Below are 25,549 nucleotides of genomic sequence, written 5' to 3' on the forward strand. Positions count from 1 at the left end.
AGAGCTCGAGCGCCGCCTCCATCTGGGCGCCCTCTCCGACGAGGCGGCCGGCCTCCGCTTCGATGCGGCCGTTGCCGAAGGCGTCGCCGCCGTAATACACGACGAACAGAACCGCGGCGGCTGCGAGCAGCACCCCGAGGATGACAAGGAGGATGGTGGTCATTTCAAGGGTTTCTCAGCTCATACTTTCTGCCTTTTTTAGGATGAAAGGATTGCTTGCGAAAGCCGGTTTCGTTGTGTTTCCGGTTTCCTAGGCGGAAATGTTCGCTCATGCTGAGGCATACAATCATCGGAGTAATGCTTGCCTGTCGTATTTTGCGGGAGTGATGGACCAGTCGAGATTCAGTATTGAATTTCGGTCCGTTTTGACCTTAAAAAGAGGCATTACTCGCATACGGTCCGTGGGGACGGAGGCCGTATGAGGGAGGATAGGGGATTCCCGATGTTCGGAATGCTTGATGAGCGGCATGTGGAGAAGGCGGCGCAGGCGATCGCGGGAGCGCGGCGTGGCGGATACGAACCGGGCGACAGGGCCGATCTCGTGGCGGCCGGGGCTGCTCTTGCCTTGGGCAACGGATCCCCCCGGATGATGGCCGAGAGCCACGACACGAAGGCGGACAGGTATCTGGATGCAGGAACCCTGCCATGGAGGAAGCTGCAGATCGGAATGGCGCGCTACATGCAGATGGGTGCGGATCCCGGAGGCGATGCCGTCCGCCTCGTCGTCGCCGATGTCGCGCAGCAGGTATCCGCGATGAAGATCGTGGCGGCGGTCGGTAACAGCGGATTCGAGCAGGGGCTCAACGATGCCCAGAGGTCGCTGGTCGCTCGCGCCAGGGATGACGGAGCCTTCTGCAGGCAGATGGCGTCCATCAAGTCGGGCGATTACCATGAACTCACGGAAGAGATGTCAGGTGCCGTATCCGATGCTCTGATGATGCCACTGTCGCCTTCCCTGGAAAGCTCGGTAATCACCGGCACGAAGGCGGTGGCCTTGATCGTATCGAGGGAAGTGGACCCCGGTCGCAGGATTGCGGAGGAACGCGCGATAATGGAAGCCATACCGACGAAGGAGCATCTCGATGCGGTGCTGTCCTTCCATGGGGAAGGCAGATCGACCGGCTCCGCGAACATGGATGCAGCACTCGGCATCCTGGCAGAACGGGGGGAGGGCATGGATTTGGGTGACATGGATCAGTCGATGCACTTGGCTCAGGCCAGGATGCTCTCGAAGGCGAATTCGCTGCCGGAGGTAGCTCCATCGGATCTCGCTTCGTGGGCTGTCTCTGATGCGAGGATCATGAGCGCCGCGATGGATCAGATGATGTCCTCGTCCCGCCCCTCACCGGAGCTCGAGGCCATATGTTCCGGTCGCTATGTGGATCTGCCCTCGGAGAAGGCGAGAAGCATATCGTCGATGATAGTCGCATCGAGGATGACACCCGCCATGGAGCGTGTTTCCATGGAGATGGCCGCAGCAAGGCATCTACAGGCGGGAATGGAGGCGTCTCGTCAGGCCCGGAAGCAGGACCCGTCCATGATCGCGGCGATGCAGAGCCAGCTGGGACGCTGATCACGAATCGCGCGTGTGCGCATGCCGCGGCATCGATCCGATGAGGACGCGAGCCCTGTCGGCGTCCCAGCTGTAATAGATCCGCAGCAGACGGCTATGGTCGTTGTGCAGTGATTCGTTCCCACGCAGATGACGTTCGACCACCCATGTCTCGCCCTCGTGGGTGAACTGGTAGTCCCCCTCACGGGCTGCGCGGCCCATCCTGGTCTGCTTCTTGTCTTCGAGACGCAGTCTCTGGAGACCCTCCTGCCATTCCTCCCTGGCGCCCTCCTCGCCGGCGCGCATGTCGACATAGGGGCCGTCGAGGAGCTTCAGTGTCTCGCACAGGCGTTCCATGTCGCGATAGTCGACGTTCCTCATGTTGCGCCATGCCTTCGTGGTTATGACGACGTTGGGAAGGGTGTTCTGATCTATCCAGTTGCCCAGGCCGCTCAGATCGGCCGGGTAGTCCGTCTGCTTCTTGCCGTTGGCCGTGCGCCTGCGATCATTGAGTGCCTGACGGAGGGTGTCGACCTCCATCACCGCCGCCCGCCGCTCTGCATCGGCCTCGTCGAGCAGCTGGACCGAACTCTCCCGCTCGATCCGCAGTTCCTCCCGGAGGGAATGGATCAGCTTGTCCTTCTCGTCGTTCGTCTGCGCCGGTGCAGCGGAGGCCATCTCCGAGAGCATCGCCTTGAGGTCCTGCTTAAGGGTGTCCAGACCCAGTGCGGCAAGGCGTTCATCGATTGTCCGTCCGACGATCCCGCTTATGACGGTCTCGTCGATCGCGGGGGTCGGGTCGGAGGAGGCCGGTGATCTCTCGTCGCCGAGGTCGGGCCCGCTTTCGGCTTGTTGACCCCCGTTCGCAGGCGGCTGCCCTTTCTCCTCCGCGGGAGGCGGCGCTTCCTGCGGAGGAAGATCCGGAGGCGGAACATCCTTCTCCTGTTCTGGTTTTTCCGTCTCTTCCTTCGTGTCGTCGGTATGATCTATCTCGATCGGGATTCCACTGGCACCGCGATCCTCGTCCCTCTCCTCTTCCTGGGCATGGGGTTCGGCCGGATCCGTCTGTTGCATCGGCTTCGGGGCCGGGGAATGGTCCTGCTTCTCCGACGGGAGAGTGAGGATGGCAGGAGTCGCCGTCCGTTCCGGTCTTACGGCTTCCGGGATGTCGTATCTGGTGACCGTGCCGCCGGTTGCCCTGCTGATCAGGGCGGCGAGGGTCCTGTCGGCCATCGTGTCGGGCATGATCCGTGGATGCCGCGATGCGGTGTCGCGATCAGGGTCGAATCCCGGCTGGAAGAGTCTCACGGCTCCGCCGAAGGTGCGGTATTCCTGTCCGAGCCTGTCCGTGAGCTCGTAGGTCATGTCGTGAGCGAGGGTCTTTACGGTGAGTGCTCCCAGACCCTGCTGGGATATCTCGACCGGATCGCGCAGATATTCCCCGCGCTCGTCCTGCGTCATGAGCAGGATCGGGAGTGTGCGGTCCTCCGACTGCAACTCCCGTATCAGTTCGAGGACCTCCCCCTTCGTCTTGACGTAGGTGGGTCGCACTCTCAGTAGACCGTCCGGGCCTTCGGTGGGTGTCGCTGCGGCTATTCGTCGCACGATCGTGGGGAGCCGCGGTTTGACCCCTGTGGCGAGCGTCGTCTGGACGATGATGTCGACGCAGTTCGGGTCGGCTTCCGGCGTGAGGACGCTCACGGACCACAGGCTTTCCACTCCACGGTCCTGCGAAGAGTGCTCGATGGTCCAGTCACCCTGTTCACGCAGGTCGGCGATCAGGTTGTCGCCGTGCCTTTCGATCTGTTCCTCGAACCATTCCGATACGGTCCGCAGCGCTATCGCCATGTTCGACGGACGCATCCGGACCTGGGCGATGACACGCTTGGGACCCTGTCGGAATCCCGATGTCTCCCGCATGGTCCGACGTTCCATTGCGGGAAGGAGAGTCGAGATCGGCTCTTTGTCCGACGGGGCGTCCGTCCGGAGCGCCTCCCACAGAGCGCCCCTCAGATACCAGGCGAGTTCGCTCTCGTCGTCGTCTCCCCTGATCTGCCCGCGGACCCAGGTCGCGAAGGAGAGGGAATCGGATCCGTCATCCTGCAGGACGAGCGCCGAGAATCCGTCCAGATGGATGCGGTAGTAGACGCAGAAGGCCCGCCCCTTGGCAGCCTCTCCACCGGGGACGAGATTCTCGTGGGCATTGTCCAGGAATGCCGTATCGCGGAGGATGACCGCGCCTTCCGTGTCGATCAGGGGCTGCAGATCGACATCATCACGGATCCGGGGCGAATCTATCTTGGTGAACGTCGCGTCGTCACAGCGCGATATGGAGCAGGCATATCGCCTCCATGCCTTCATGATCGTCGATGGAGCGGCATCGTCGTGCCTGATGATCCGTGCGAAGTTCGCCGCGACCGCATTGTCCTGGCTCTGGAGCGAGAGGACCCGGATGTCGTCCGGATCGATGTCCGGCCCGTCCTTCTCCAGTGTCAGGTTGTGCCATGAGTGGAATGTGCTCATGACGGGCGTCGTCGCCTTGGCCGAGATCTCCTCGAAGCTCGGCTGCAGATCCTCTATGACGTTACCGGAGCGCGCCCCTTCCTGATCGGCCTCGGTGTCCGCCGATATCCTGTTCCGATACCGTTCGTAATCGATCTCCCATTGCCAGGCATCCATCTCGTCGACGGGGCCGAGAATCACGTCGCACAACGCTGCGTATGCCATGTCGGCATAGTCCTCGGGGTCATCCGTGCTGGACGGGGTATCGGCCTCGCGGACGTGTCCTTCCGACATGTCCAGAACGACCTTGCGGTATCCGATGAGGCACCCTTCGTAGGCGAAGCCTTCTATGTGGAGTTCGTTGTCTTCGCGCAGGAAGCGAAGGAGGACGCGGCACGGACCGGCATGCTCGTGTCCGTTGCCGGGCTCGACACCGGGGAAAGCGATGTGTCTGGCGATCTCGTGGCAGTCCGATATCTCCACGAGCCGGACCTGTCCGTCATCGGGCGCGATGTCGGGGGCGATCACCCGCATGGTGGATATGCGGCTCAGGAGATGAGCCTGGATCCCGCATCTGTTCTGGGCCTGTCGCGCCTTCTCCTGGGCATCGTCGAGGCCGCATATGCGATCAGATATGCCGACAGAAAGACGCTTGCGGAGGGATTCGTCCCCCTCCCGTGGCATGGTGACGACCTTCACCCGTCGCACGATGAGTCCGGCGAAGGCGGATGCCATCGCATTCTTCCAGTTCCGTGTGCCCGGCTCCGGCGCGTCCCTCAGTGAGCGTCGCAGAAGCTCTTCGGCATCTTTCAGGACCTGCGATCCGCTGTTGACGCGCTCGCCGGATCCGGTGTCGGGAAGTATCGTCGAAGGGTCGTCTCTCTCCTTCTGCTTTGCCTCGGGTCGGCCTTCTTCCCGTGCACGATCGGAATCAGAGGCCGAGGTGAGCTGGATTATCGTCCTCGCCTTCCGCTTCTTCTTGCGGGGGTCGACCTTGCGTTGAGGAGGATTCTTCCGCTCGGCGGATTCGTCCGTGGATACGGTCTTCTCGCCGGATGTCTCTACTGTCCGGTCAGCATCCGTCTCGTCGTTTGGGCGTTGCCACTGGCCATCGTCGTCCCGTTCGAAATGACGGATGCTGCGGTATCCCTGCGCGGCGAGCTTCTGCTCGGCCTTCCGGTATCCGGTCTTCTTGGTGAGCGCCTTGGCAACGAGTCCGTCAGCTGCTCCCGAAGCGTATCGCGGCATCGAGACGGCATCCGGGTCGTTGACGGTGGCTAGGATACCCGCGATCAGCTTCGCCCATTCGCCGGCGTGTCCCGTCATGTTCTTCTCGACCTCATCGGACCGCTCGCGCATCTCTTTCAGGACCTGTTCCTGAGCGGCTGTGACGCTGGTCTTGATCTGGTCGAGATCCTGCGGATCGGTGAAACGCTTGTCCTCGCCGTATTCATGTTCCGTCTCATCGGCGCGCCAGCCCTCCTCCATGGAGGTGAACCAACTCTCGTAGGACTTCGCCCAATCGAGCAGGCAGTCCCTCACCGGCCTCTTGGGGTCAGCCAGGGATATCTTGTGCACGGGGTAGATGCCGTAGTCCTCGCCCTGAGGGTAGGTGCGCGACATCGGATAGATCAGAAGCGCCGGGCTCCGATCATCGATCTCCTCGTCGAAATCGGGATCATTCTCATCGGGGGCGGTCGGCACGATGAGGAAGCCGTCGATGGGATGCCCTTCGCTCGTCTTGCCCACTGGTTCCGGTAGGGAGGCGTAGAACGTCTTGTCGTCACCGCGGACCAGATCGCCCACGACCGGATCGGATGCATCGAGGAACCTCCGTTGCTCATCGGGACCGAAAGAGTAGCAGCGGCGACCGTCGACGAGATACGCGAAGAGCCCCATGGCGACCAGCCCTTCGGCTCCGACGCGGCGATAGGTGTCCAGCTTCTCGGTCACCTCCCTTGCCCCGTTGCTCACCCTCTTCGCGTTCTTAACGAGACCCATCGTGACGATCGTCTGCGGCGTTGTCTCGATGCATGCCCATTCGAGTTCGGTGGCGACGGATATGCGCTCGTCCTCGTCGTTAGCGTAATGGACGATGTCCCGGCCCCATTGGCTCTCGAGGAGCCATGCCTCTGGCGGTAGTGGTCCCTTGGTCAAGTCCGTCTCCTTGTGATCATGTGGGATGTATCATTGAAAAAGGGGGCCGCGACCGGAATCGCAGCCCCCTTCCTTTTTCCCTCTCAGGGAATCATTCGTGCTCAGCCCTCGTCGTCGGGGACATCCGGGAATGCATCGGGATCGAGCTCCTTGGCACGCCGGCGCAGCTCGTCGGTGTATTCGCCCACATCGGCGGGTCCTCCGATGGCATGGCGGGTCTCCTCCCTACCGGTGAAGACGCCGATGTGCTTGCGACTCGCAGCCGAGAAGTGCAGTCGTGCGATCGTGCGTCTGTTGTTGTCGTCGAGCAGCACGGCAAGATAGGCCTGTGCGGGTCGGCCGACGATGCGTTCGGCTGCGATCTCCGGACCGCAGATACGGCGGATGTGTTCGAGCGCCTGCTGCTCGGCGGGCGTGATCTGGCGCGTCTTGTCGTCGTCCTCGATTTCGTCCTCCTCGTCTCCGGTGAAGACCTTGGAAGCGAGCAGCGCCATGCGCTCGGACAGCATGGCGGGATCGCCGTGTCCTTCGCCCAGGATCATGCGGCGGACGTCCTCGACGAAGCCGGAGCCCGGCGCCATGATGACACGACGCATCGCTTCGAGGATATGCTCCTGCTGGCCGTGCATCTGGTGCGCCATGCTGGATATCTCTGCGGGGTCGAATGCATCCCGGTGGACATGCGAGAGCGGTGCGACGGATGCGCCGTCCTCGAGATGCACCTCGATGACGGCCTGCCAGCGGGTTCCTTCGCCGTCTTCGTTGGGAATTCGGATGCCCACGGTGACGCGGTCGCGGCGCGTCCGGAGGGAGACCTTGTCCCGGTGGTCGTCGGCGACTTCCGTATCGGCGAGCAGGACGACGAGTTCGCCGTTCGAACTCTTTGCGAGATAGCCGTCGTGCTGGCCGGAATCGTCTTCCAGGGGCTCTACCTGATCCGGGTCGAAGGTGTCATAGCCGAGTGCGTTCAGCAAGGGGAGGACCAGACCGGTCTTGAAGGCTTCGCGGCCCGAGTGACGCTCGGAGAGGTCACTCCAGCGACCGATGGTGCGCGATGCTGCGGCCTCCCATTTCGGATCCAGTTCGACCTTTTCGCGCGCCGCGACCGGAGCGGATTCGTGGTCTTCGGAGCCCGTCGGGTTCGTCACCCTTTCGTATTCCTCGTGCAACTCGTCCCCATCCTTGGCCGAGTGCGTTCCGGTCGGAGCGTCGTCCTGCCGGTGCCCGGCGTCGATCACGGCTTGGGACGCATCGGCTGCGATATCGTTTTCGCCTTTGTCTTCGTCGGTCTCGTCGAGGTCGAAGCGGGCGGGATCGAACCTGTTGGAATCTTCCTCGCTGGCCGTTGAGGCATCCGTCGTCGTGTCCGGAGACGCGATCTGCGGTGCGTCCGTCGTCGGATCGGCGGCAGCAGGTCCCGAAGGCGGTTCCATCATCCAGTCGTCATCCTCATCCTCGGAGGAAGCGCTTTCCCTGGCGCTCCAGTCGGGACGTCCGATGAGGGCATCGTCCTCGCGGGTATCATCGCCGCTGGACTGTCCTTCGTTTTCCTGATCGATCATGTCATTCCTTCCTTGGGGGTTCGACACGATTTTAGGATGGTTGACGACTCAGTCAAAGGGGTGGATCAGAATATCCGCATAGCTCACCATGGTTGCCTTCCGGACACGGCTCATGCCGATCTTCCAGGAGCCGGCGAAGGGTAGCGCAAGGAATGCCGTGAGGGGTCTTCCCTCCAGTCCACGAAGAGCCGTTTCGGGGATGCGCCCCGCATCGATGATCAAGTGGGGATGCGAAAGACTGCTGTGCATGTAGCTGACCGGCAACGAGCCTTCCAGTTTGATGCTGAGACCTCCGTCGTAGTGGGTGGTCCCCTGCGTGAACGTGAAATGAGGCATGCCGACAGGATGATCGGGATCGTTGACGGATTGGTGGCCCACGATCTCGGCGGGCCACTGCCGGCCGTCGTCCTGATAGCAGGCGAGGGAGGCGACCTGGCGGAAGAACCGGTCCTCGAACGGTGATGCGAGGAAACCTTCGGGATCCCTCGATATGATGTCGCTCATGCCTTGGCCATGTCCTTGGCGTACCGCTCCTTGTTCGCCCAGTAGAAGGGGCAGAAGAGTTCGGCTTCCTGGCGGAACGGTATGCCGTCCACGGGATCGCTCTCCGCCTGCTGCCGCAGCCAGCGCTCGAACCTGACCGTGACGGACTTGCGGGCGCCGTGGATGGTGCTCTGCTGCAGGTCCTCCATGTGGCGCTCGACTTCGGCATACCGGTTGGCCCAGACCACGCCGTATGCGGCGTTCTGGTCGGCGAAGCGCCTGATCCATATCTCCGCGATATCCATCTCGTGCTCGGGCTTGGAGAGCATGACATGGCGGCGCATGGTCCTGAATGTCTCGAGGGCCACGTTGCGGTTGCTGTCCCACAGCGTCTTCATCTCGTCGGTGAGGAAGCGGTCGGCATAGATGGCGTGATCGAAGGATGCCTCGCGCAGCCCGGGCATCTCGAAGTAGATGGCGATCTCCGAGAGGACGCTCGCTTCCAGTTCGTTGCGCTGCATCTTCTCCTCGAAGGCGGCGCGGCCGATCCCCTTCAGGTAGGGCATCGTCGCCGCGTGGGTCATCTCGTGGAGATAGTAGAGGTCGCTGACGACATCGTTGTCGTAGAAGGGTCGCAGCATGATGACGTTCCACCATGTGCTGAAGTGCGCGCGTTCGAGCTGCGGGTTGCTTTCCTCCGCGAAGAAGCGGGGCAGCCAGGCGAAGGCGTCGACCTGGTCGTAGATGAATCCCCTCTCGGCGTAGGAACGCCGGAAGGGTTCCGAGCGCCAGAGGCCGGCGACGAAGTCGTGGACGTCGTTGCGTGTCTCGAGGGTGACGAGATCCTTCATGCCGGCTCTCCTTCTCTCTCGGCGCCCCAGCGCGAGCGACGGTTGCTCGCCATGAGCATCTGGCACAGGCGGTTCGTGACGCACAGGCGGGTCCGCCCGGCCCGTTCGAGATATTCCGCCATCGGCCCGGCTTCCCTCCGGTTGCTCGTGGCGAGGAGGATGACGTCGGAAGGACGCAGGTCCATGCCGAGCTCCCGTCCGACTTCCCTGACCGCGGCTTGTTGCAGGTCTCCCATCAGCTTGGGGATGTCGAAGACCCCGTGATGCCGCATGAGGTCGGTTCCGAGGCGCAGCGAGGTCAGGTTCTTGAACCACTGGTTCCCGAACAGTCCTGCGTCCTGCTGACGCGCGAACACCCCGCCGATGCGGTCGTAGTAGCATCCGAAGGGCTTCGAGAGGCTGAAGACGACGTTGCGGATGGAGGCCGCATTGAGATCGAACCTCTCCTTGACTGAATCCCGCGGGACGGCGCCGACATAGGTGACGTCGGCCACCACGGATTCCTCGGGCATGGCTTCGACGAAGTCGTTGAAGCCGTTCCAGATGTTGCCGTCGATCGCGGAAGGCTGACTGACGAAGAACAGATCATCGTCATGGATCTGGACGGCGAGGTCCGCGATGTTCTCCGGGATGGCGTCCATGTCGCGGTCGTGCTCGACGAGTTCCAGTCCGGCGGCCTCGGCCATGGCCTTGTAGCCTTCGTATTCGCCGGAGAACACGTGGATGCGCGCCTTGCCGAGGCTTCGCGCGGCCAGGTCGTAGATCAGGTGACGGATCGGCTCGCTTGCGCCGGCAGTGGGATAGCTGAAGGGCCACGCGTCACGGTCCAGATCGACCACGCGCTTCGACCAGTCGCACCAGACGTCGAAGAATTCACGGTGATAGGCGTCCTGCTTGCCCGTCCATGCCTCGCGGAACTGCTCGAGGTATGCGAGGCGTTCCTCGCTGCCGGAATTCCCGAATACACGCGCTTTGGCGGCCTCTGTCCACGGCGTGACGAGAGCGTAGACGGTCTTGGATGCTCCGACCTTGGCGAGCGCGGCGTTCAGATCGTGATCCGGATTGTACTGGGTCGTGGTTGTCATGTCGTTCCTCACAGGATCTGGACCTGGCCGGGGAATTCCTCCTGGCAGGTCTGGTCGATATCCCGCACGATGCCCGCGGTGAGATCGCGGATGACCTCGACCTTGAAGCCGCGTTCGAGCAGGCCGGCGATGGCATCCTTGACGCAGAAGTCGGCGGCGACGCCGATCACGGTCACCGTGTCGACGCCCTTGGACTTGAGCTCACTGAAGAATTCATCGCGGTCGCGCGAGATAAGCAGGCGGGGGATGTTCCGGGGGTGCGCTGGATTCTCGTGGCTGACGACACGCAGGCCATCCTCCTTCCACATGTCGAAGACGCCCTTCTCCATCACGTAGGACGGGATCCGGGGAGGGACCAGGTTGGGCCCGACGACGAGCTCCCAGCCCGGTGTGCCCTTCTCGCAGTGCAGATTGAACTGCTCCGCCTCTTCGCTCTTCTCGAAGATTTCACGTACGTGGGTGTCGTAGGTGAACAGGGCTCCGGCGTATTCATCGGGATCGAGCGTGGTCATCATGTGGATCATCGGAGCGATGATGCGTTCAGCTCCGTCCACGGGCAGGAGGCCGTTGCGCATGATGAAGTCGACCTGCAGGTCGACGGGCAGCAGGAACTTGTTGGGCATGAGGATTCCTTTCGGTTCGGATGACTTGCTCAAAGGCCGAGGCGGCACAGGTCGGTGGTCGTGACGCCGAGGCGCAGGTACATCTTGGCGGCGACAATGTCCCTCTGGGCCTCGAGTGACTGGTCGGATGTGCGCAGCACGCCCTCGTGGACGAGCTGCCTGAAACGCTCGGAATCCGTGGTCACGGACTTCTCGTCCCATAGCGCTCGGTTGGCTGCGTGAAGGGCGCGTAGGCGTTCGATCTCCTCGGAGAGGCCGACGCTGTCGAAGATCCGGTTGATGCGCTCGCGCGCGAGGCTGTCGGTCCTGACGTGCCGTTGCTGGATGTAGGCCGAGTGCTTGCCGTGATTGAGCTTCACTCCGATGCTCCAGTCGTCGGGATGCCGTGTGAAGCTGGCGAGTTCCAGATCGCTGTCATCCGTGACGACATGGTGGCCCGCGTCGTCGGAGGTTATCCGTATCCTGTTTTCCATGTCGCCTCCCTAGACCCTCGTCCTCCGTTCGTCACCGATTCCCTCGGCGCCGAATGCGCGCAGATAGCGCTCGATCTCCTGCTTGGAGGGAGACGCGGCCTTGGCCGGGTTGTCGGAGAGCTTAACCGCCGGATGACCGTTCACGGAATGGACCTTGCACACGAGGCTGATGGGCTTCAGGGCGTCGGGGAGCCCTGGTATGCAGCCGATGAAGTCGTTGGTCGCCATGGTGCCCCAACCATACGTGTCGGTCACCCGGTCCTTCACCGCCTCGTGGATGGCGATCATGCTCTCGCCGTTGAGTTCGTAGCCGGGCACCGGGACGTCCAGTCCGTCCGAATAGAGCACGATCTTCTTCTTGGGATCCTGTGCGTGACGCTTCCAGTAGGCCACCAGTTCGTCGGTCGCCTCGTAGGGGTCCTTGGAGTCCGGGCGGAAGCCCTTCCAGATCATGGCGATCTCGGGAGGCGCGTTTTCGAGGAACTGGGTCGTTCCGTAGGTATCGGGAAGTGCCATGAGAAGATTACCGTCATAGTCATGCCGCCAATCGGATAGGACGTCGTACTGGCTATGACGCAAGGCTCCATCGGTGATGGGGTGCCTTGCTGCCGCGAGGGCGGCATAGACCATCGGGAGCTCGTGGGCGTTCGTTCCCTTAGCTTCGATCCCGAGTTCGCGGGCGAAGAAGGAGTTCGAGGTGCCGACCATCTGGTCGCCCAGCATTTCCATCATGGCCTCGATCACCCAGCGCTGCCAGGGGTGCGAATGGCGCCGGCGCGTACCGAATTCGGAGACGCGGATGCCGGGATGCCTCCGGATTTCTTCCAGCTTGGCGACGAACTTGGATTTCGCGCGGGCGTACATCACGTCGATCTCGAGCGGGCTGAGGCCGCGCATCACCTCACGGTTGCGCATCTCGTTGACGGTCGCGAGGACGTAGTCCTCCCAGTCCATGGTGTCGGGCCAGTCGCCTTCGGTCTCGAAGATGAACTGGTCCCCGCTCTTGTCGATGCTGAGTTCGTAGTCGGGCAGACGCGAGATCTTCAGGTGATTGAGGAAGTCCCGGTCGAACATGCCGGTCTTGCCGTAGAAAGTGTTGCCGCCGATCCAGTGGATGTCCTGTGGCTCGTAGCGCAGCTGCTTCACATGGTCGAGCTGCTCGCGCAGGGCCTCGATCGGGATGATTCGGGCGAGCGGTATGTCGGAGGTACGGTTCTTGAGAGCGAAGCGGACCTGGGCCTTGGGATGACGATTGAGGATCATCTTCCGCATCAGCAGCTTGTAGAAATCGTTGTCCAGGCGGTTGCGGATGATCGGGTCGATGTCGTAGTGCAGATGGTCGACAGCGCGCTTTGCGAAATCCATCGGCGTTCTCCTCTTGGTGTTTTCAGTTCAGGCTGCAATTGGCAGGGCAGCGGACGTGATGGGAACTATCTCCTGCGTCATCGTCATGCTGACGTGTGATTTTCCGCTCCTCCAGGCCCTTACGACGGTCTGATCTTCCCCGAAGAGGCCTCCTGACACGATGTCGTTCATCCTCCGTCCGCGCAGCGAGTTCAGTGTGGCATCGGGAATCGACAGACGCGCAGTGAAGGTCGGCTGTCGGCTCGAGACGTAGCGCGCCTCGCCGAGCAGGAAATCGAAGGCGAGCGGTTTCCTTCCGAGGCAGGATCCCTGGAAGTGCGGCATTCGTGGAAATGCCGAGCAGTAGGCGTCGAACATGTTCGGATAGAGCCTGAAGCCATGAGCACGCAGGCAATCGCGGTCCCAGTTGGTGACGCCGACCTTCAGATTGGTCATGATGTCGCCATGGAAGGCCCCGCGGACAACGGCCCGTCTGAGGCCGACGAGGAAATCGTCGATGCTGACGTTCGACCTCTCGAGCAGGAGGACGAAGGGCTTGTCGAGGCCGATCTGCACATGTTGATGCCCGTTGACTGTCAGCGCGATCAGCGCATCCACCGTCATCGCCTCCTTCCACTGCCGGTCCCATAGGCGGATCCTGCTTGCGATCCGTCTGATCTCCGGATCCTCCAGTCTTCTGGGGAGGAGATCGATGCACCCGGCGCACTGCCGGTATGCCTGGGACTGCGGAGTGAAGAGCGTCATCTGCATTGTGTCCCTGGTCTGAGGCACGAAGCGGAGGACCGCATCATCGGGAAGATCGATGGAGAGACGCTGCGCCCTGATCCTGAATTCTTCGGGTGTCACTGGCGTCGTCCTTCCAGAAAATTAACAGGGGAGAGGTCGCCCTCTCCCCGTTTTCCCCTCACCGGGGGAATTTCCAGAAAATGATCGCCTCTCTCAGGAGGAGGCGGGCATCCGCCGCATCAGAGTTCCGACGAAGGCATCACGCAGCAGGGATCGACACCGGAAAGCGAGGCGTCATCGCAGCTCTTGGGATCACCCTCGAAGCCCGCCCGCTTGCGTGCCGCGGAGCAGACCAGCTGCGCCCGCTCGTCACCGGCGCTGCCGAGGGTGGTCCTTGCGATCCCCTTCTCGTAGTCGATCTTCCACTCGGCGTCGTATTCGCTGCCGAACGGACGCTTGGGAATGGAATCCAGATAGTCGGCCTCGACGAGTTCGGCGAGAGCTCCGGTTCCGTCGGCCTGACCGGGGTTGCGCCCCTTTTCGACACGGAAGATCGTGTGCGCGGCATTGATCTGGGTCGCCTGGGAGACGATGGTGTTCGCCTCGGCCTCTGCCGTGGAGCCGTCGAACGCATCTCCACCATAGAAGACGATGAACAGCGCCGCGACGGCCGCGATCAGAACGCCTACGATTACGAGGATGATGGTTGTCACGTTACGTCTTCCCGAATGATGATTCGGGAGGGTTTTTAGAATGGACTTGGGGGTTCTGGCAAGGCCTGATCTGAGGAAGGGCGATTTACCGTCATTTCCGTGCATCCGGTCGGATTGTTCTGGACGGCCTCCGTGGTTCACTGCACACCAGACCGATCAGCCAAGGAGAAGGAACGGATATGGAAGCCAGCCCCCGCCACAGAGCGATGTCCGAGCGCCATGCGAGACTCGATCACGAGATCGCCAAGGACGGTGCCTCGCCCTTCTCGGACGACCTCGAGGTCGCACGGAAGAAGAAGATCAAGCTCTCGTTGAAGGACGGCATCGAAGGGATGAACCGGTCCGGAGGGGCGACCTGATCAGCGTGACGAGAGCGGAATCCTGACGATCTCGTAGAGGATGCCGGCGGACCTGACGAGGCCCTCGCCAGCGAGACCGGCGAGGGCTCTTGTCATCGCGACGTGATCCCTGATCTGCGTGCGCGTCTGGATCTCGTCGAAATAGAGGGATCCCGTCGAACTCGTGATGAGGGCGTGCATCACGGCCCTCTCGTCGGGGCTTTGCCTCGTGTGGACGATGCCCTCGTCGTTGGTGATGAACCTGCCGTCCTCCATGTCGTCCATGAGTCCGATCATCAGCATCTCGTCGGCGATGAACCTGACGACCTCGATGTGCAGTCCGTGCATCATCGACATGTCCCTCGGGGTCGCAGGATGCCTCCAGGCCTCGAGAAGGCGCATCTCGAGAGGACGGATGTGGCATCCGCCCACCCGGTGTGCCATGGGATGGGCGAGCGACCTGAATGTCCTGTCCTGACAGGCCTGACCCTGCTGGACACTGAAGCGCGACCATATCGCATCCATCTCGCACTGATCCAGGTCGGTCCTTTCCACGACGCCGTATCCGACGGGAGGATTCGTCGATCGGGAACGCAGGACTTGAGGACCGGGCTTCGTCATGGATGTCTTATAGGACATCGTTGCGATCATCCCTAAGGGATGTTTACCCTCGTCCTACGCGGTCATTATCGCCTTAGGTAGAGGGCGCAGACGATTCCCATCGTGATATGCTCGGTGCTGCCGAGTTCGGGAGTGAACGGCTTCAGATCGTCGAAGGGCACGATGGATACGCCCGTCCTGCGGCCGTTCCGATCGTATCTCTCCGATCTCAGGAGGGTGATCGTCCGTCCCTCGCAGTCGTAGATCGCCTTCTGCGCCATGACCCTCGTCTCGGAGGGATCCGTGGGGGCGGCGTCCACCCTGGTCCACGCGCTGACGGCCGGAGACGTCCGCCGCACGGTTCCGGGAAGGATGTAGACATTGGCCCCGGCCTCGCTCTTGAACAGCAGAAGACGCTCCTGCTGTGCGTTGGCCGGAGTCGAAACGGTGAGGATCATGGCGGCGATCAGGATGGAGGCGATGTCCTTCATTTTTCCGTCCTTACATATGGCTGCCTTACGCGTCCATGTCGGGTCAGGCGACCACCGCATGAACGTGCGATCCCGTTTCGTCGTTATTGGCTTCCGGGATCTCGATCTCCGCCGAGGGGAGGATGACGTGCGACATGTCTACCGGGGATACGCGCCTTCTCCTGATCCTGTCCTCGGCCATCTTGAACACTATGGTCCCGTTCACCGTGCCGAGAGAGCAGCATCCGGCGAATGCAGCCATGATGAATTTCGCATCCCCGTTGATCGTCATGGCATAGGACAGATTGACGATCGATATGACGAACCATCCACCCCAGGCGGCGAGACTGTGGCCTCGCCAGGCGTCATCCTGCGTCGCGAGTCGATGGAGGAGGGGCAGATACAGGATGGCGGACAGGATGCCGCAGGCGCCATAGAGGAGGACGAGTATGTTTTCCATGTCTTCGATTTTTCCGGCCCGACCGTCGGGATGCGGACTTATAGGATGAAAATCGTCGCCTCTGTCATGTTTGTGAGGGGGCGGGCGTGAATATGCTCAGCGTGAGAGCCGGTCGATCGCATCCCTCATGATGCCGGCGAGGGCCCCTCCGATCTCGACACCCGCGATCGAACCGGCGATGGGTCCCAGGTGTCTTGCCGATTCTATGCCGATGGTCAGTGCGAAGACCGTGGCGGCGCAGAAGAAGATCCCGAAGCTCAGGACCCTGGCTCGCTCCTTGTCACGGATGTCCAGCATCCGATAGCGCGCGTCTATCCGCGAGATCATATTGGAGCGCGAGGTCATGTTTTGCGTTATAGGATGGGCATGGCGGCTGGCGAAGTGATTCGTTGTCGGACGGACGCAATCCCGTAGTCGAGGGTTAAGAGGACGTCGTATAGACGGTCCTCCTGTTGCATTGGAGTGATGATTGAAATCGAGACTGAAACCGACTCATCTGGCGATCGGCGTGGCCGCGATAGTGGTGGCCGTTCCTCTGGTGGCGTTGTCGATCCTCGATCTGTCTCCCGAACGGGGACCGGTGGTGCGAATAAGACTGGCGGATCCGAAGCCCTATGTCAGTCCTTCGACGCAGGTCCTGACGGCGCCGGAAATAGCAGACGAGGACGAGACACCGGAGCCTGTCGAGATGGTCTATCCGGTTGGGACAACTCGGGGCCCCTCGCGACCCGAGGGCCGGGACCGGGAGAGGTCATCAGCTGAGAGGTCTCCATCCGGAAGGAGCACGGGGAGCGGAAGCGTCTCTTCAGGCTCGCCGGTGGGACAGGCGGACCTGCCCCGTCCGGATCCCGAGCGGACCGCGATCTCGATCACGCCGCGACCGGCTGGTCCCGTTCGCGTGCCGGTGCCGGTGGAGCAGGAGGCAACCCGGGCGGTCCGCCCCGCGAATCCTTCCGTTGTGGCTCGTGCGACACAGTCTTCTTCCGAATCGGCGACGCCGGAACAGGAGGAGAAGGACTCTGTTTCTGATATCGAAGCTGCACGGGAGGCGCTACGCGACATCCGCCCACGCTGATTGTTCGAAGAGGAAAATTGATGAAGGAAATGCTGAGGAATTCACTGCTCGTCGGATCGGCCTTGCTGGCCGCTCTTCCTGTGGCTGCGCAGGCGCAGGACATCACACCGTCGATCTCGGGATCGGTGTCTCGAGGAGACTTCGGGTCGGACAGGGACACCAGGATGGGTAATGTGTCGATCGGGGCACGATGGTCGTCCGACGATACGACCGTCCAGGTCAATCTCCCCTATGTGGTGATCGATTCTCCCGGTGTGGTCTTCGCGGGCTTCGACGGGACGCCGCTGGTCATGATCCCGGATGCGGGTGGAGACAGCTTCTCGAGGGACGGATTCGGTGATCCGACAGTGTCCGTATCGCACAGGCTGGACGCAGGCTCCTTCGACTTCACGGGAACGGCGAGGATGAAGGTGCCGGTCCAGGACTACAACGACATCTCGACCGGTGAATTCGACTGGTCTATCTCCGGTGAGGTATCGAAGGAGGTGGGCGGCGTCGTTCCGTTCGTTTCCGTCGGATACCGGTGGTTCGGTGATCCGGAGCTCTGGGAGATCGAGGACGGTTTCTCGGCTTCGGCCGGTGTGGGTGCCCCCGTCGGCGGAGGAGCGGCGGCGATCTCCTATGAGTTCGCCGAGAGCACCAGCCCGTTCATGGATGATGCCCACGAGATCGTTGCGGTCTACGATGCCCCGATCTCGGATCGCTTCCGTCTCGCATCGTTCGGGACGCTGGGGCTGAGTGATGGCGCGCCGGACTTCGGTGTCGGCATCAGGCTCGCGGCTTCCTTCTGATCGGGAAACCCGCGAATGCGGCGAGAAAAAAGGGGGGCGTCAGCCCCCCTTTTCATTCGTAGGTGAAGGCCAGGGTCACGGTGTTGCCCATGACCGCATCGGGTGCCACGATGATGTTGACCAGCTTGAGATCGCCTCCGTCCGTGGGGATGTAGCTGGCGGCATATGTCGCATTGTTGGCCGGCGTGATCTGCTTCTCGAGTTCGATGTCCGTGGCCAGCATCTTCTCGATCTCCTTGGCCCTTGCCTGAGCTTCGTCCACGTCGCCGACGTTGTCGATCATGTAGAGGCCCGTGCTGTCCGGCATGCGGACGAAAGCCGAGCTGTTGAAACCGTCGGGAGCACTCAGGACGGTGATGCTCGTTCCGTCCTGGATCACGGGAGGAGAGAGCGCGTATCGCGAGACATCGGCATCCGAGGGTCGATTGCGGAACGTTCCCCAGTCATCGATCACACCTCGCTTCTCGGGCGCGGCGACATCATCGATCGAGATGACGTCCGACTGCTCGGGTCGCGTCATCGGGACCATCCGCTCATCTTGTGATGCCACGGGCTGTTCCGTGTCGCTCCCGGTGTTGGCCTGCGCGCAGGCCGCTGTCGCCAGCCCCAGGGGGATTGCCATGATGATGGCCGAGATGAGGGTTCTACGCATCTGGTGTTCGTTCCTTTGTCTGCTGTGGTCTTCTTATAGGATGATTATCCGCAAGACCATCGTTCTTCCCGTCGGTATCGCTCGAAGGCGAGCAATGTGTCGGCTATGGCGTGGAAGGCGTAGACCGAGGACGTCCTCGTCCCGATGTGCACCGCCTTCTCTTCGCCGAACATGTGCTGGATGGTCAGATAGACGGCATTGTCCTGCGGTCTTCCGGGTATCAGATCACGATCATGAGCGAGTGGCATGTTCCACACGAGGAATCTGCCGTGCCGTCCTTCGTGGATATGACCGGGACCGTTCAGGATCGTCCTGATGTCGCCTTCGGTGCTGCTGACGAAGGAAGGGGAGGAAAGGAGGCTGCCAAGCATTCCGGAGGCGAGGGCGGGGCAGTTCTCGATGGTCGCTGGATACACGTCCGTGTGGTCATATCCTTTCGTGGTGGATCGTTCGCCCCGAGCTTCCATCAGTTCCCCTCTCCCTGTCTGCTTCCGGGTATCTCGATGATCGTATTGTCGAGGATCCCGCCGTCCTCCATCCGGCTGCTGTTCACCCGCATGGATCCGGAATGCGTGCTGAGGATCTGCGTCATGACGGGTGTTCCCGTCGATGCTCTTGCCATCGCCGTGTAGTGATGATGCTTTCCCCTAGCAAGGGCGGGCTCGATGCCGGCCTTTTCCATCTCCGCGAGATATCCTCTGAGGTGATGACTGTCGGGATGTCTCACCATGACTACGTCATGATTCCTGATCGTCGATGTTTCCGCCTCGTCCATGACCAGCTCACCGTCGTGGATGTGGAAGGACGGGAGTGGTTTGGGTCGGTCGACACCGAGGAAGGAGACCTTTCGCTTCATGGCGATGAGTGTCTTCTGGCTTCGTCGGCCCTTCATCGATCCTTCCATCGAGGGGAAGAACAGCGCGACATAGGCTCCACGGGCCGTCTGCCTGCTTGCCATCATCCTCAGGAACGCGGCGGCGCTGGGCGGCACGGGGACCGCCCCTGACACCCAGCGCCTGACTGTGCTTCCGTCCATTCCCAGGGCGCGGGCGAGACGGCTCTGCCATCCGTAGCCGTAGAGATCCTCGCCGATCTCCTTGAAATGGTCGGTCTTCATGTCATCCGTTTTCCTTCTGCTGTATCCACGTCAGGACGTTTTCCGAGAACCCGGAGATCCTGGTCCATGCTCCATGTCCGACGGCACGCTCCGAGGAGGCGACGTTGATCATGTACGCCCTGTCGACCGCGGCCGAGCCCACGGTGTCGTGGGACTGTTCGTCCGTGATCACGATGATGCGGTCGTGCCGGTGTCGCGATACCTCCTGCACGGCCCTCCCCAGCCACGTTCCGTGATGCGGCTGTGAACGGCGGATCGCGTCGACCCCGGACATTCCACGGCGGGGCGGAACCTCGACCACGGAATCGGAGAAGCTGAACACACGCACCCTCCCGTGGATGACGCTCGCCAGTGTGGCTGCCGCATCCAGACGTGTGAGATCGGACCTCTGCGACAGGGGCTGGTCCATCGAAGCCGACACGTCCACGAGGACGATGGTCTCCCCTCCGAGGACAGGCATCGCCTCCACTGCAGCGGAGAGAGCCTCGTCGAGGACCGGTTCGTAGCGCGGAACCGCACGGGCGGCGGCCACATACCGGAAGGGCAGGACACGCGATGCTCCCCTTCGTGCCAGGATGGCATCTCGGATCTTGTCCGGGTCGACCCCGGCCTCGTCCATGCCACGCAGGTTGCGCAGCAGGGCCATGTATCCCAGACCTCCTTCATCCAGAAGACGTTCGAACGTGGCACGCTTGTCACTTCCGGTCGAGAGCGCGACCTCCCAGGTGTCCGGAGCCTCGAGCGTCCCTCGCACGACGCCCGCATAGCGCGAGTCCATCTCGTCGTTGGCCGGCTTCGGGTGCGTCAGCCGCAGGACGTCCGCCAGCTTCACCTCGGTCTTGCGATCGTACTTGGCGAGCTGGTATGCGTCGAACTTGGCCATCGCACGGGCGAGGCCGCGCTTCATCGCAGCCGGGATCGGACGGCGTCCGTCCTTCCAGTACAGCGCGAGCAGTTCGCCCGGCTCATCGGCGCGCTGGCAGATGCGCTCGATCAGCGCTGCGGTGTCGAAGTCCCGACCGAGACGCTTGTCCACGACCGCGATCACGAGAAGCAGCGGGACGTGACGCAGGTTCATGCGCTCGCGTGCCTCGATGGCGAGAGAGGCGACATCCGATGCGGAGACCCTCGATGCGAGATCCATGATCCTGGATGCGATGGACTGACCGTCCTCGTAGAACTCGCGCTCGAAGAGCATGCACGACATCGTCGAGCGACGCAGCTTCTGCAGGTCGTCCCGCGGAACGGTGGTTGCCCCTTCGTGGGTCCTGACCCTGTTGATCGCTCTGGTGTTCGTACGCATGGTCTTCTCCTTCCTGTCTGGTCGGAGGTGCTCATGGGCACGCAGGACGGAAGGAACGGCCCGACCCGCTCGAGTGCGGGAATGGGCGGCGACGGATATGTAAGCGCTCTACCGCTGAGCTACGGTAAGGTCGCCCTTACCGGCGGGATTCGAACCCGCGACCTCTCGCTCCCAATGCGAAGTAGCCGTAGCCTTCACCTCGCACGCATGGGATCGTGCCGTTCTCTTGTCTCGTGCCCGGGAATGAGCGGGAGCGGTGTTGTTTCCTAAAGCGAAGTAACCGCGCCCTGCACCTCGGACAGGAAGGCAGATAGTGCACGAAGCACTATTAGGTCAACATAAAATAGCGCATATTGCACTAAATCATGATTTACCGGTGATGTCCTCGGCCTTGATGACGTAGGCGGATGAGGAATCGGGGTCCGTCTTCACCAGGTATTCCGCACTCTCGAGGAGGATCTCGGAGATCCTGCCGCGGCCGCCCTTGTCGTCGAGGACACGCGGGACGAGGACGTCGTCCCCCACTTGGTAGAGAGGCTCGAAGCCTACCAGCTTCACCCAGTCCTTCACCGCCTTCCGATGGACACTGCTGACCTCGGATTCGAAGCCGTCGAGTTCGGAGACCATCTCTGCATCGGGGTCGAAGCCGTCCCTTTCGAGATCCTTGGCCAGTTCGTAGCCGTCCTTGAAGGGGGAGTGGTGCTCGATCAGGGCCTCGGCCCATTCTTCGACGCTCCAGTCGCTCCACCGGCCGTGCATGCGTTCGGCATATGCCTCGGCCGCGATCTTCACGATCTCCTTGGCTCTGGAGGTGGGCCTGGCGATTCGTTCGGGATAGAGTTCAGTCTGCATGTCGTGTCCTTGTGTCGGAGAGGATCGCGGTCAGGCCGGCGCCGGGTTCGTCACCGAGACGGATATCGGCGACGCCATGGATGAGAGCGTCATTGTCATCGGGCATCGCTTCCCATCTGTATCCGGAGAAGATCCGGTGACCGAGGATGGAATCGCAGGGTGATTTGATCAGGGATTCCGGGATGGGTTTTCCGTCCCTGAGACGGAATCGCAGATCCCCGAGACGCGAGCCGTCGCGAAAAGTCACCGAGTGTATGACCCTCTTGCCTGTCCATGCCTTGATCTCGATGGCGGATATGGTCCCGTCCTCGTATTCGATCGATCCGAGGTCATCCATGAACTCGGTGGATGCGTCGAGGCTCTCCTCGACCTGCGCGGCCACTTCGGGAACCATGCGCAGCAGTGCGAGCGTGATGGCGTCTATGGTCCACACCGAAGAATCCGTCATCGTCTTTCCCTCTGGAGCAGCAGGAGGAACAGGGCGTGATTGGACGTTCCCTTATCTCCGGTGATCTCCCGTCCGAGCCATTTCGGAAGATCGACCTCGGCACCGATGGAAGGGAGCTCCACCTCCGCCACGGCATGGCCCGGGAGGATGTCGAGGTCCTCGTAGATGTCGAGTTCCAGCACGTTTCCGCAGGGGAGCTCGTGGTGGGTTCTTCTCTTCGCGATGGCGCCGGACGAAGCACGGATCTGTCCATGCGTCTCGGCGTCGCCCGGAAGTTCGATCTCGTGGCTCTCACCGTGCCCGATGCTCCTCTTCATGGTCAGGACATAGTTCTCCTCGCCGTCCTCCTGGATCCTGCGCGATCGGACCTGCCATGCCCCCGTGTCCTGGAGGTAGCACTGTTCTATGTGCCTGGTCGTCCTGCCCGACGCCTGTCTCTCCGCTTCCTCCAGTGGAACGAGGAAGCGGCGCTCGATCTCCTTCGAGATTGGCGTCGGTTCTATGCTCATTTCCATTTTTTCCCTCTTACCGTGAGTTCCACCTGTTCACGATGACGGTCGGGTCAGCGAAAGACGCCGAAGACGAGGCTCTGGACCAGGTCCCCTCCTCCGAACACGGTGATGATGACCGCGACGAGAAGATCCAGGCCGATCAGGGCGAGCGCGGCCTTCTTCCAGTTCCTCCTCAGGAACCTGCTCTTCCGGGGGGTCTCCTGGATGCCCGTGGAATCGTTCACAGTGGGGTGGGCATCGATGGTCTCATGCATGGTATTCTGTCCGTTCGCAGTGGATGTATATCTTGGTCATGTCGGGGCGCCCCTTGCCGAAATGGCTCGGAGGAGACCCGGGCCAGTCGATGATCTCGTGTATGATGCACTGATCATCGAACAGATCCGAATCGACGATCCTCCGGACCCTCTCCCCCTTTCCCGATATCCGCAATGCCTCGGGAATGGTCCCCGGGATGAGAAGGGCTCCGCCACAGACGGATTGCGCGATCTGTTCTTGCCATGTCACCCCTTCCACGAGAAGGGCCTCTGTGACGTCGAGTTGCCATCGTCTGTCCTTCCGGCGCCAGGTCACGTCACCCTTCAATGAAGGAAGGCGTTCGGGCAATGCGGTCTCCCGACCGTTCCAGTGGCGATCCCGGGGATCCGAATTGAACTTGTGGGTGCGACCGGCGGAATCGAGCCTGCCGGCCAGCAGGTCCCCGAGGTAGGCGTCGACGCCGTAGTGCCTCTCTATGAATGTCGCGACAGGGGAGGTCAGGGCGATCCTGCAGGATCCAGCTTCGGGGTGTTCGGTTCTCGTCATTCCCGCCTCCCGTATTCCGCTTCGATCTCGTCGATCCTCGCCAGTGTCTCGTCCTTCGTCATGGACCTGTTCCAGTGATAGGCCATGAAGCCGTCATCGAAGTCGTGGAAGGACGGAAGTATCTCTCCGTCATGGCCCAGCTCGATCCGCCCCACGGGTCGGGTGAGTCCTCCTGCATCGACGGGAGGGAGGGCCAGGTAGATCATGGGCCCGGAGGTCGAGACATACGACGATTCGACGCTGAGACCGGGATTCGCATCGGCGATATCCTCCGCGAGTTCGTCGGTGAGGTCCTGTCGTGTGGGCTGTCCACGCCACTCCGTGTATCCTATGCCGAGGAGGAATCCCGTCAGCACCAGGACTGCGGATATGGCCAGATCGCGGACCAAGGGGTCAGCCCGCTGTTCCGTCGACGACCTCGTCGAGCACCATGTCCTCGTCAGAAGGGGCCGGCACCTCGGGGAGATCCACTCTCGTCGGAACGGCTACCGGAGCCGGCTCCGTGGTCGGACCCTGTGCGGATGTCTGGCGGGGCGGGGCCTCTCCGATCTGGTCGTTGTCGGGGCCGTCGGAGCAGGCGGAAAGGCCCAGGGAAAGCATGGCGATCGCGGCGAGTGCGGTATTCATCTTCATGGTCGTATTCCTTCTGTCGTGGGTCTTCCTAGCAGGATGGCAGGAAGTTTGGGCTATTCGGATTTTCGTGTGGAACATAGTTCCATCACGAACCATCCTGGTTCGGTCGCTTGCGGCTAGGCCGCAAGCGGATCCGCCTTTCCGGGAGCACGCACGCCGCAGCCGGCCACGTTGGGCTCCCCGGGGCGCCTAGCCACCCCGTGCGCGGCCAGGCCGCGCTCTCTTATGTTGATCGCCGCGTTGTGATCCCGGTGCAGGTCGGCCCCGCAGGGGCAGACATGCCTGCGGACGGACAGCGCCTTCGGCGCGACCACTCCGCAAGAGGAGCACGTCTTAGACGTGTTCCTGGGATCGATCTTGATCATCCGTCCACCGGCACTTTCAGCCTTGTAGGCGATCATCGAGATCAGACGGCCGGGCGCTGCATCAGCGAGCGCACGATTCAGTCCGGCCTTCTGCCGGACATTCATGCCCGGTTCGGCCACGCTACCGCGTGCCGATCGGGTCATATTCTTGATCCGCAGATCCTCGACGAAGATCGTCGAAGCGGATCGCACAATCGCGTTCGCTACGTCGTGCAGATGTGTTGTGCGTGCGTTACGCAGGCCGCGCTGCTCTCGCGCCAGTCGCGTGCGGACCTTGCGCCGCCGCTTCGAACCGCGGCGACAGCGCGTTAGGGCGCGTTGCGCCCGGCGGACGCGCTTCGCGCGTGCGCCGCCGGGGCGCAGATTCGCATAGTGGCGTCCGATCGAGTCCGTCGCCAGATGCTCGATGCCGACGTCGATGCCGATTGCGGTTGCGTCATCGTTTGCGGCGGCCAGTGGCACCTCGCAGGACAGGGCGACGCGCCAAATACCGGCTTCCTTTGTGAAGACGGCGCTCTTGATCACGGCGCCGTCTGGCAGCGGACGGTGCATCTTCAATCGCAGCGCACCAATGATACCGCCGCTGAAGAGCAAGCGATCGCCCTTGAGGCGCAAACCGTCTTTCTGGTGGAAGCCGAAGCTCCGCCAACGACTTGCGCTACGGAATCTAGGAAATCCGGCCTTCCCAGCCTTTTTCGCCCTACGGAAGAAGGCCTTGAACGCGTCATCAATACGCTTCAGCGTCCATTTCGAGAGATTATATGGCGCATCGCCGTAGGTTTCGTCGAACTTGCGAATCTCGGTCAACGACCTGGTCTGGTCGTTCATCGAGATCGAGGTCTTGCCCTTCGACCAGGCATCTCGCCGCTCTTGTAGTGCAGCATTGTAAAGATTTCGCTGGTCATCCAGAATCTGCCGGAGACTGGCATGCTGGGCACGCGTTGGCAGCAAACGAAAAACGAAGGTGCGAACCGGCATGGATTACTCACTAGAGTTCCGTAAATGTTCTGTCCACACGGAAATCCGAATAGCCGAAGTTT

The 25,549-nt window shown here is 61.9% G+C and carries 30 protein-coding genes; 4 read left to right on the top strand and 26 right to left on the bottom strand.

Annotation, left to right across the window (positions count from 1 at the left end):
* The first annotated feature begins 442 nt into the window (after positions 1–442).
* Positions 443–1,573, top strand: coding sequence for a hypothetical protein (locus tag Q0602_RS10840; protein WP_298842817.1), 1,131 nt, complete (start codon positions 443–445; stop codon positions 1,571–1,573).
* Here the strand turns inward: Q0602_RS10840 and Q0602_RS10845 are convergent, their stop codons facing one another.
* The 10 genes from Q0602_RS10845 to Q0602_RS10890 all read right to left on the bottom strand — a co-directional run bounded on the left by Q0602_RS10845 (position 1,574) and on the right by Q0602_RS10890 (position 14,092).
* Positions 1,574–6,211 (bottom strand): hypothetical protein, encoded by a 4,638-nt coding sequence (locus Q0602_RS10845; protein ID WP_298842819.1) that lies wholly within the window; start codon positions 6,209–6,211, stop codon positions 1,574–1,576.
* Between the two features lie 101 nt (positions 6,212–6,312).
* Complete coding sequence (locus tag Q0602_RS10850; RefSeq protein ID WP_298842821.1) at positions 6,313–7,773, bottom strand: hypothetical protein; 1,461 nt, start codon at positions 7,771–7,773, stop codon at positions 6,313–6,315.
* A 48-nt stretch (positions 7,774–7,821) separates the two neighbouring features.
* The gene (locus tag Q0602_RS10855) at positions 7,822–8,277 is read right to left on the bottom strand and encodes a hypothetical protein (protein ID WP_298842823.1); all 456 of its coding nucleotides are present in this window, start codon (positions 8,275–8,277) and stop codon (positions 7,822–7,824) included.
* Entirely contained in the window at positions 8,274–9,107 is an 834-nt protein-coding gene (locus tag Q0602_RS10860; protein ID WP_298842826.1) for a hypothetical protein, read from the bottom strand. Before Q0602_RS10860 ends, Q0602_RS10855 begins: the two co-directional genes overlap by 4 nt.
* A complete protein-coding gene (locus Q0602_RS10865; RefSeq protein WP_298842828.1) occupies positions 9,104–10,192 on the bottom strand; it encodes a hypothetical protein in 1,089 nt (362 codons plus the stop codon). The genes Q0602_RS10860 and Q0602_RS10865 overlap by 4 nt, the downstream gene beginning before the upstream one ends.
* Before the next feature lie 8 nt (positions 10,193–10,200).
* Positions 10,201–10,815: an isochorismatase family protein gene (locus Q0602_RS10870; protein WP_298842831.1), complete on the bottom strand. Its 615-nt coding sequence runs from the start codon at positions 10,813–10,815 to the stop codon at positions 10,201–10,203.
* Between the two features lie 29 nt (positions 10,816–10,844).
* Positions 10,845–11,288, bottom strand: a complete 444-nt coding sequence (locus tag Q0602_RS10875; RefSeq protein ID WP_298842834.1) for a hypothetical protein — start codon at positions 11,286–11,288, stop codon at positions 10,845–10,847.
* 9 nt (positions 11,289–11,297) lie between these two features.
* Positions 11,298–12,653 carry a nicotinate phosphoribosyltransferase gene (locus Q0602_RS10880; RefSeq protein WP_298842837.1) on the bottom strand — a complete coding sequence of 452 codons (1,356 nt, stop codon included), beginning with the start codon at positions 12,651–12,653 and terminating at the stop codon, positions 11,298–11,300.
* A gap of 27 nt (positions 12,654–12,680) precedes the next feature.
* Positions 12,681–13,499 carry a hypothetical protein gene (locus Q0602_RS10885; RefSeq protein ID WP_298842841.1) on the bottom strand — a complete coding sequence of 273 codons (819 nt, stop codon included), beginning with the start codon at positions 13,497–13,499 and terminating at the stop codon, positions 12,681–12,683.
* A gap of 119 nt (positions 13,500–13,618) precedes the next feature.
* Positions 13,619–14,092 (bottom strand): hypothetical protein, encoded by a 474-nt coding sequence (locus tag Q0602_RS10890; protein WP_298842844.1) that lies wholly within the window; start codon positions 14,090–14,092, stop codon positions 13,619–13,621.
* A gap of 179 nt (positions 14,093–14,271) precedes the next feature.
* On the opposite strand from Q0602_RS10890, the gene Q0602_RS10895 reads away from it, so the two are divergent.
* Positions 14,272–14,451, top strand: a complete 180-nt coding sequence (locus Q0602_RS10895) for a YdcH family protein (protein WP_298842848.1) — start codon at positions 14,272–14,274, stop codon at positions 14,449–14,451.
* On the opposite strand, the gene Q0602_RS10900 is transcribed toward Q0602_RS10895, so the two are convergent.
* The 4 genes from Q0602_RS10900 to Q0602_RS10915 form a co-directional block, all read right to left on the bottom strand.
* Entirely contained in the window at positions 14,452–14,985 is a 534-nt protein-coding gene (locus Q0602_RS10900; RefSeq protein ID WP_298842850.1) for a hypothetical protein, read from the bottom strand.
* A 131-nt stretch (positions 14,986–15,116) separates the two neighbouring features.
* Positions 15,117–15,521, bottom strand: a complete 405-nt coding sequence (locus Q0602_RS10905) for a surface-adhesin E family protein (RefSeq protein ID WP_298842853.1) — start codon at positions 15,519–15,521, stop codon at positions 15,117–15,119.
* Between the two features lie 43 nt (positions 15,522–15,564).
* Positions 15,565–15,960, bottom strand: a complete 396-nt coding sequence (locus Q0602_RS10910) for a hypothetical protein (protein ID WP_298842856.1) — start codon at positions 15,958–15,960, stop codon at positions 15,565–15,567.
* A gap of 96 nt (positions 15,961–16,056) precedes the next feature.
* Entirely contained in the window at positions 16,057–16,257 is a 201-nt protein-coding gene (locus Q0602_RS10915) for a hypothetical protein (RefSeq protein ID WP_298842859.1), read from the bottom strand.
* Between the two features lie 172 nt (positions 16,258–16,429).
* Between Q0602_RS10915 and Q0602_RS10920 the strand changes: the two genes are divergently transcribed.
* Together Q0602_RS10920 and Q0602_RS10925 are read left to right on the top strand one after the other, a co-directional pair.
* Positions 16,430–17,035 carry a hypothetical protein gene (locus Q0602_RS10920; RefSeq protein WP_298842861.1) on the top strand — a complete coding sequence of 202 codons (606 nt, stop codon included), beginning with the start codon at positions 16,430–16,432 and terminating at the stop codon, positions 17,033–17,035.
* 20 nt (positions 17,036–17,055) lie between these two features.
* On the top strand, positions 17,056–17,826 hold the full coding sequence (locus Q0602_RS10925; RefSeq protein ID WP_298842864.1) for a hypothetical protein: 771 nt from the start codon (positions 17,056–17,058) through the stop codon (positions 17,824–17,826).
* Between the two features lie 52 nt (positions 17,827–17,878).
* On the opposite strand, the gene Q0602_RS10930 is transcribed toward Q0602_RS10925, so the two are convergent.
* The 12 genes from Q0602_RS10930 to Q0602_RS10985 all read right to left on the bottom strand — a co-directional run bounded on the left by Q0602_RS10930 (position 17,879) and on the right by Q0602_RS10985 (position 25,487).
* Positions 17,879–18,478 (bottom strand): hypothetical protein, encoded by a 600-nt coding sequence (locus Q0602_RS10930; RefSeq protein WP_298842867.1) that lies wholly within the window; start codon positions 18,476–18,478, stop codon positions 17,879–17,881.
* Between the two features lie 44 nt (positions 18,479–18,522).
* Entirely contained in the window at positions 18,523–18,894 is a 372-nt protein-coding gene (locus Q0602_RS10935) for a hypothetical protein (RefSeq protein ID WP_298842870.1), read from the bottom strand.
* A 50-nt stretch (positions 18,895–18,944) separates the two neighbouring features.
* Positions 18,945–19,595: a hypothetical protein gene (locus Q0602_RS10940; RefSeq protein ID WP_298842873.1), complete on the bottom strand. Its 651-nt coding sequence runs from the start codon at positions 19,593–19,595 to the stop codon at positions 18,945–18,947.
* A gap of 1 nt (position 19,596) precedes the next feature.
* Positions 19,597–20,898 carry a TROVE domain-containing protein gene (locus tag Q0602_RS10945; protein WP_298842876.1) on the bottom strand — a complete coding sequence of 434 codons (1,302 nt, stop codon included), beginning with the start codon at positions 20,896–20,898 and terminating at the stop codon, positions 19,597–19,599.
* 363 nt (positions 20,899–21,261) lie between these two features.
* Complete coding sequence (locus Q0602_RS10950; RefSeq protein WP_298842879.1) at positions 21,262–21,750, bottom strand: hypothetical protein; 489 nt, start codon at positions 21,748–21,750, stop codon at positions 21,262–21,264.
* Positions 21,740–22,198 carry a hypothetical protein gene (locus Q0602_RS10955; RefSeq protein WP_298842882.1) on the bottom strand — a complete coding sequence of 153 codons (459 nt, stop codon included), beginning with the start codon at positions 22,196–22,198 and terminating at the stop codon, positions 21,740–21,742. Before Q0602_RS10955 ends, Q0602_RS10950 begins: the two co-directional genes overlap by 11 nt.
* The gene (locus tag Q0602_RS10960) at positions 22,195–22,713 is read right to left on the bottom strand and encodes a CYTH domain-containing protein (protein ID WP_298842884.1); all 519 of its coding nucleotides are present in this window, start codon (positions 22,711–22,713) and stop codon (positions 22,195–22,197) included. Before Q0602_RS10960 ends, Q0602_RS10955 begins: the two co-directional genes overlap by 4 nt.
* A 47-nt stretch (positions 22,714–22,760) precedes the next feature.
* Entirely contained in the window at positions 22,761–22,964 is a 204-nt protein-coding gene (locus Q0602_RS10965; RefSeq protein ID WP_298842886.1) for a hypothetical protein, read from the bottom strand.
* Positions 22,957–23,511 carry a hypothetical protein gene (locus Q0602_RS10970; protein ID WP_298842889.1) on the bottom strand — a complete coding sequence of 185 codons (555 nt, stop codon included), beginning with the start codon at positions 23,509–23,511 and terminating at the stop codon, positions 22,957–22,959. The genes Q0602_RS10965 and Q0602_RS10970 overlap by 8 nt, the downstream gene beginning before the upstream one ends.
* On the bottom strand, positions 23,508–23,900 hold the full coding sequence (locus Q0602_RS10975; protein ID WP_298842892.1) for a hypothetical protein: 393 nt from the start codon (positions 23,898–23,900) through the stop codon (positions 23,508–23,510). The genes Q0602_RS10970 and Q0602_RS10975 overlap by 4 nt, the downstream gene beginning before the upstream one ends.
* A 4-nt stretch (positions 23,901–23,904) precedes the next feature.
* Positions 23,905–24,144, bottom strand: coding sequence for a hypothetical protein (locus tag Q0602_RS10980; protein ID WP_298842894.1), 240 nt, complete (start codon positions 24,142–24,144; stop codon positions 23,905–23,907).
* A 116-nt stretch (positions 24,145–24,260) separates the two neighbouring features.
* On the bottom strand, positions 24,261–25,487 hold the full coding sequence (locus Q0602_RS10985; protein WP_298842896.1) for a transposase: 1,227 nt from the start codon (positions 25,485–25,487) through the stop codon (positions 24,261–24,263).
* Positions 25,488–25,549: the final 62 nt, after the last annotated feature.

Origin of the sequence: uncultured Salinicola sp. (assembly GCF_937921195.1) — a bacterium.
GTDB lineage: Bacteria > Pseudomonadota > Gammaproteobacteria > Pseudomonadales > Halomonadaceae > Salinicola.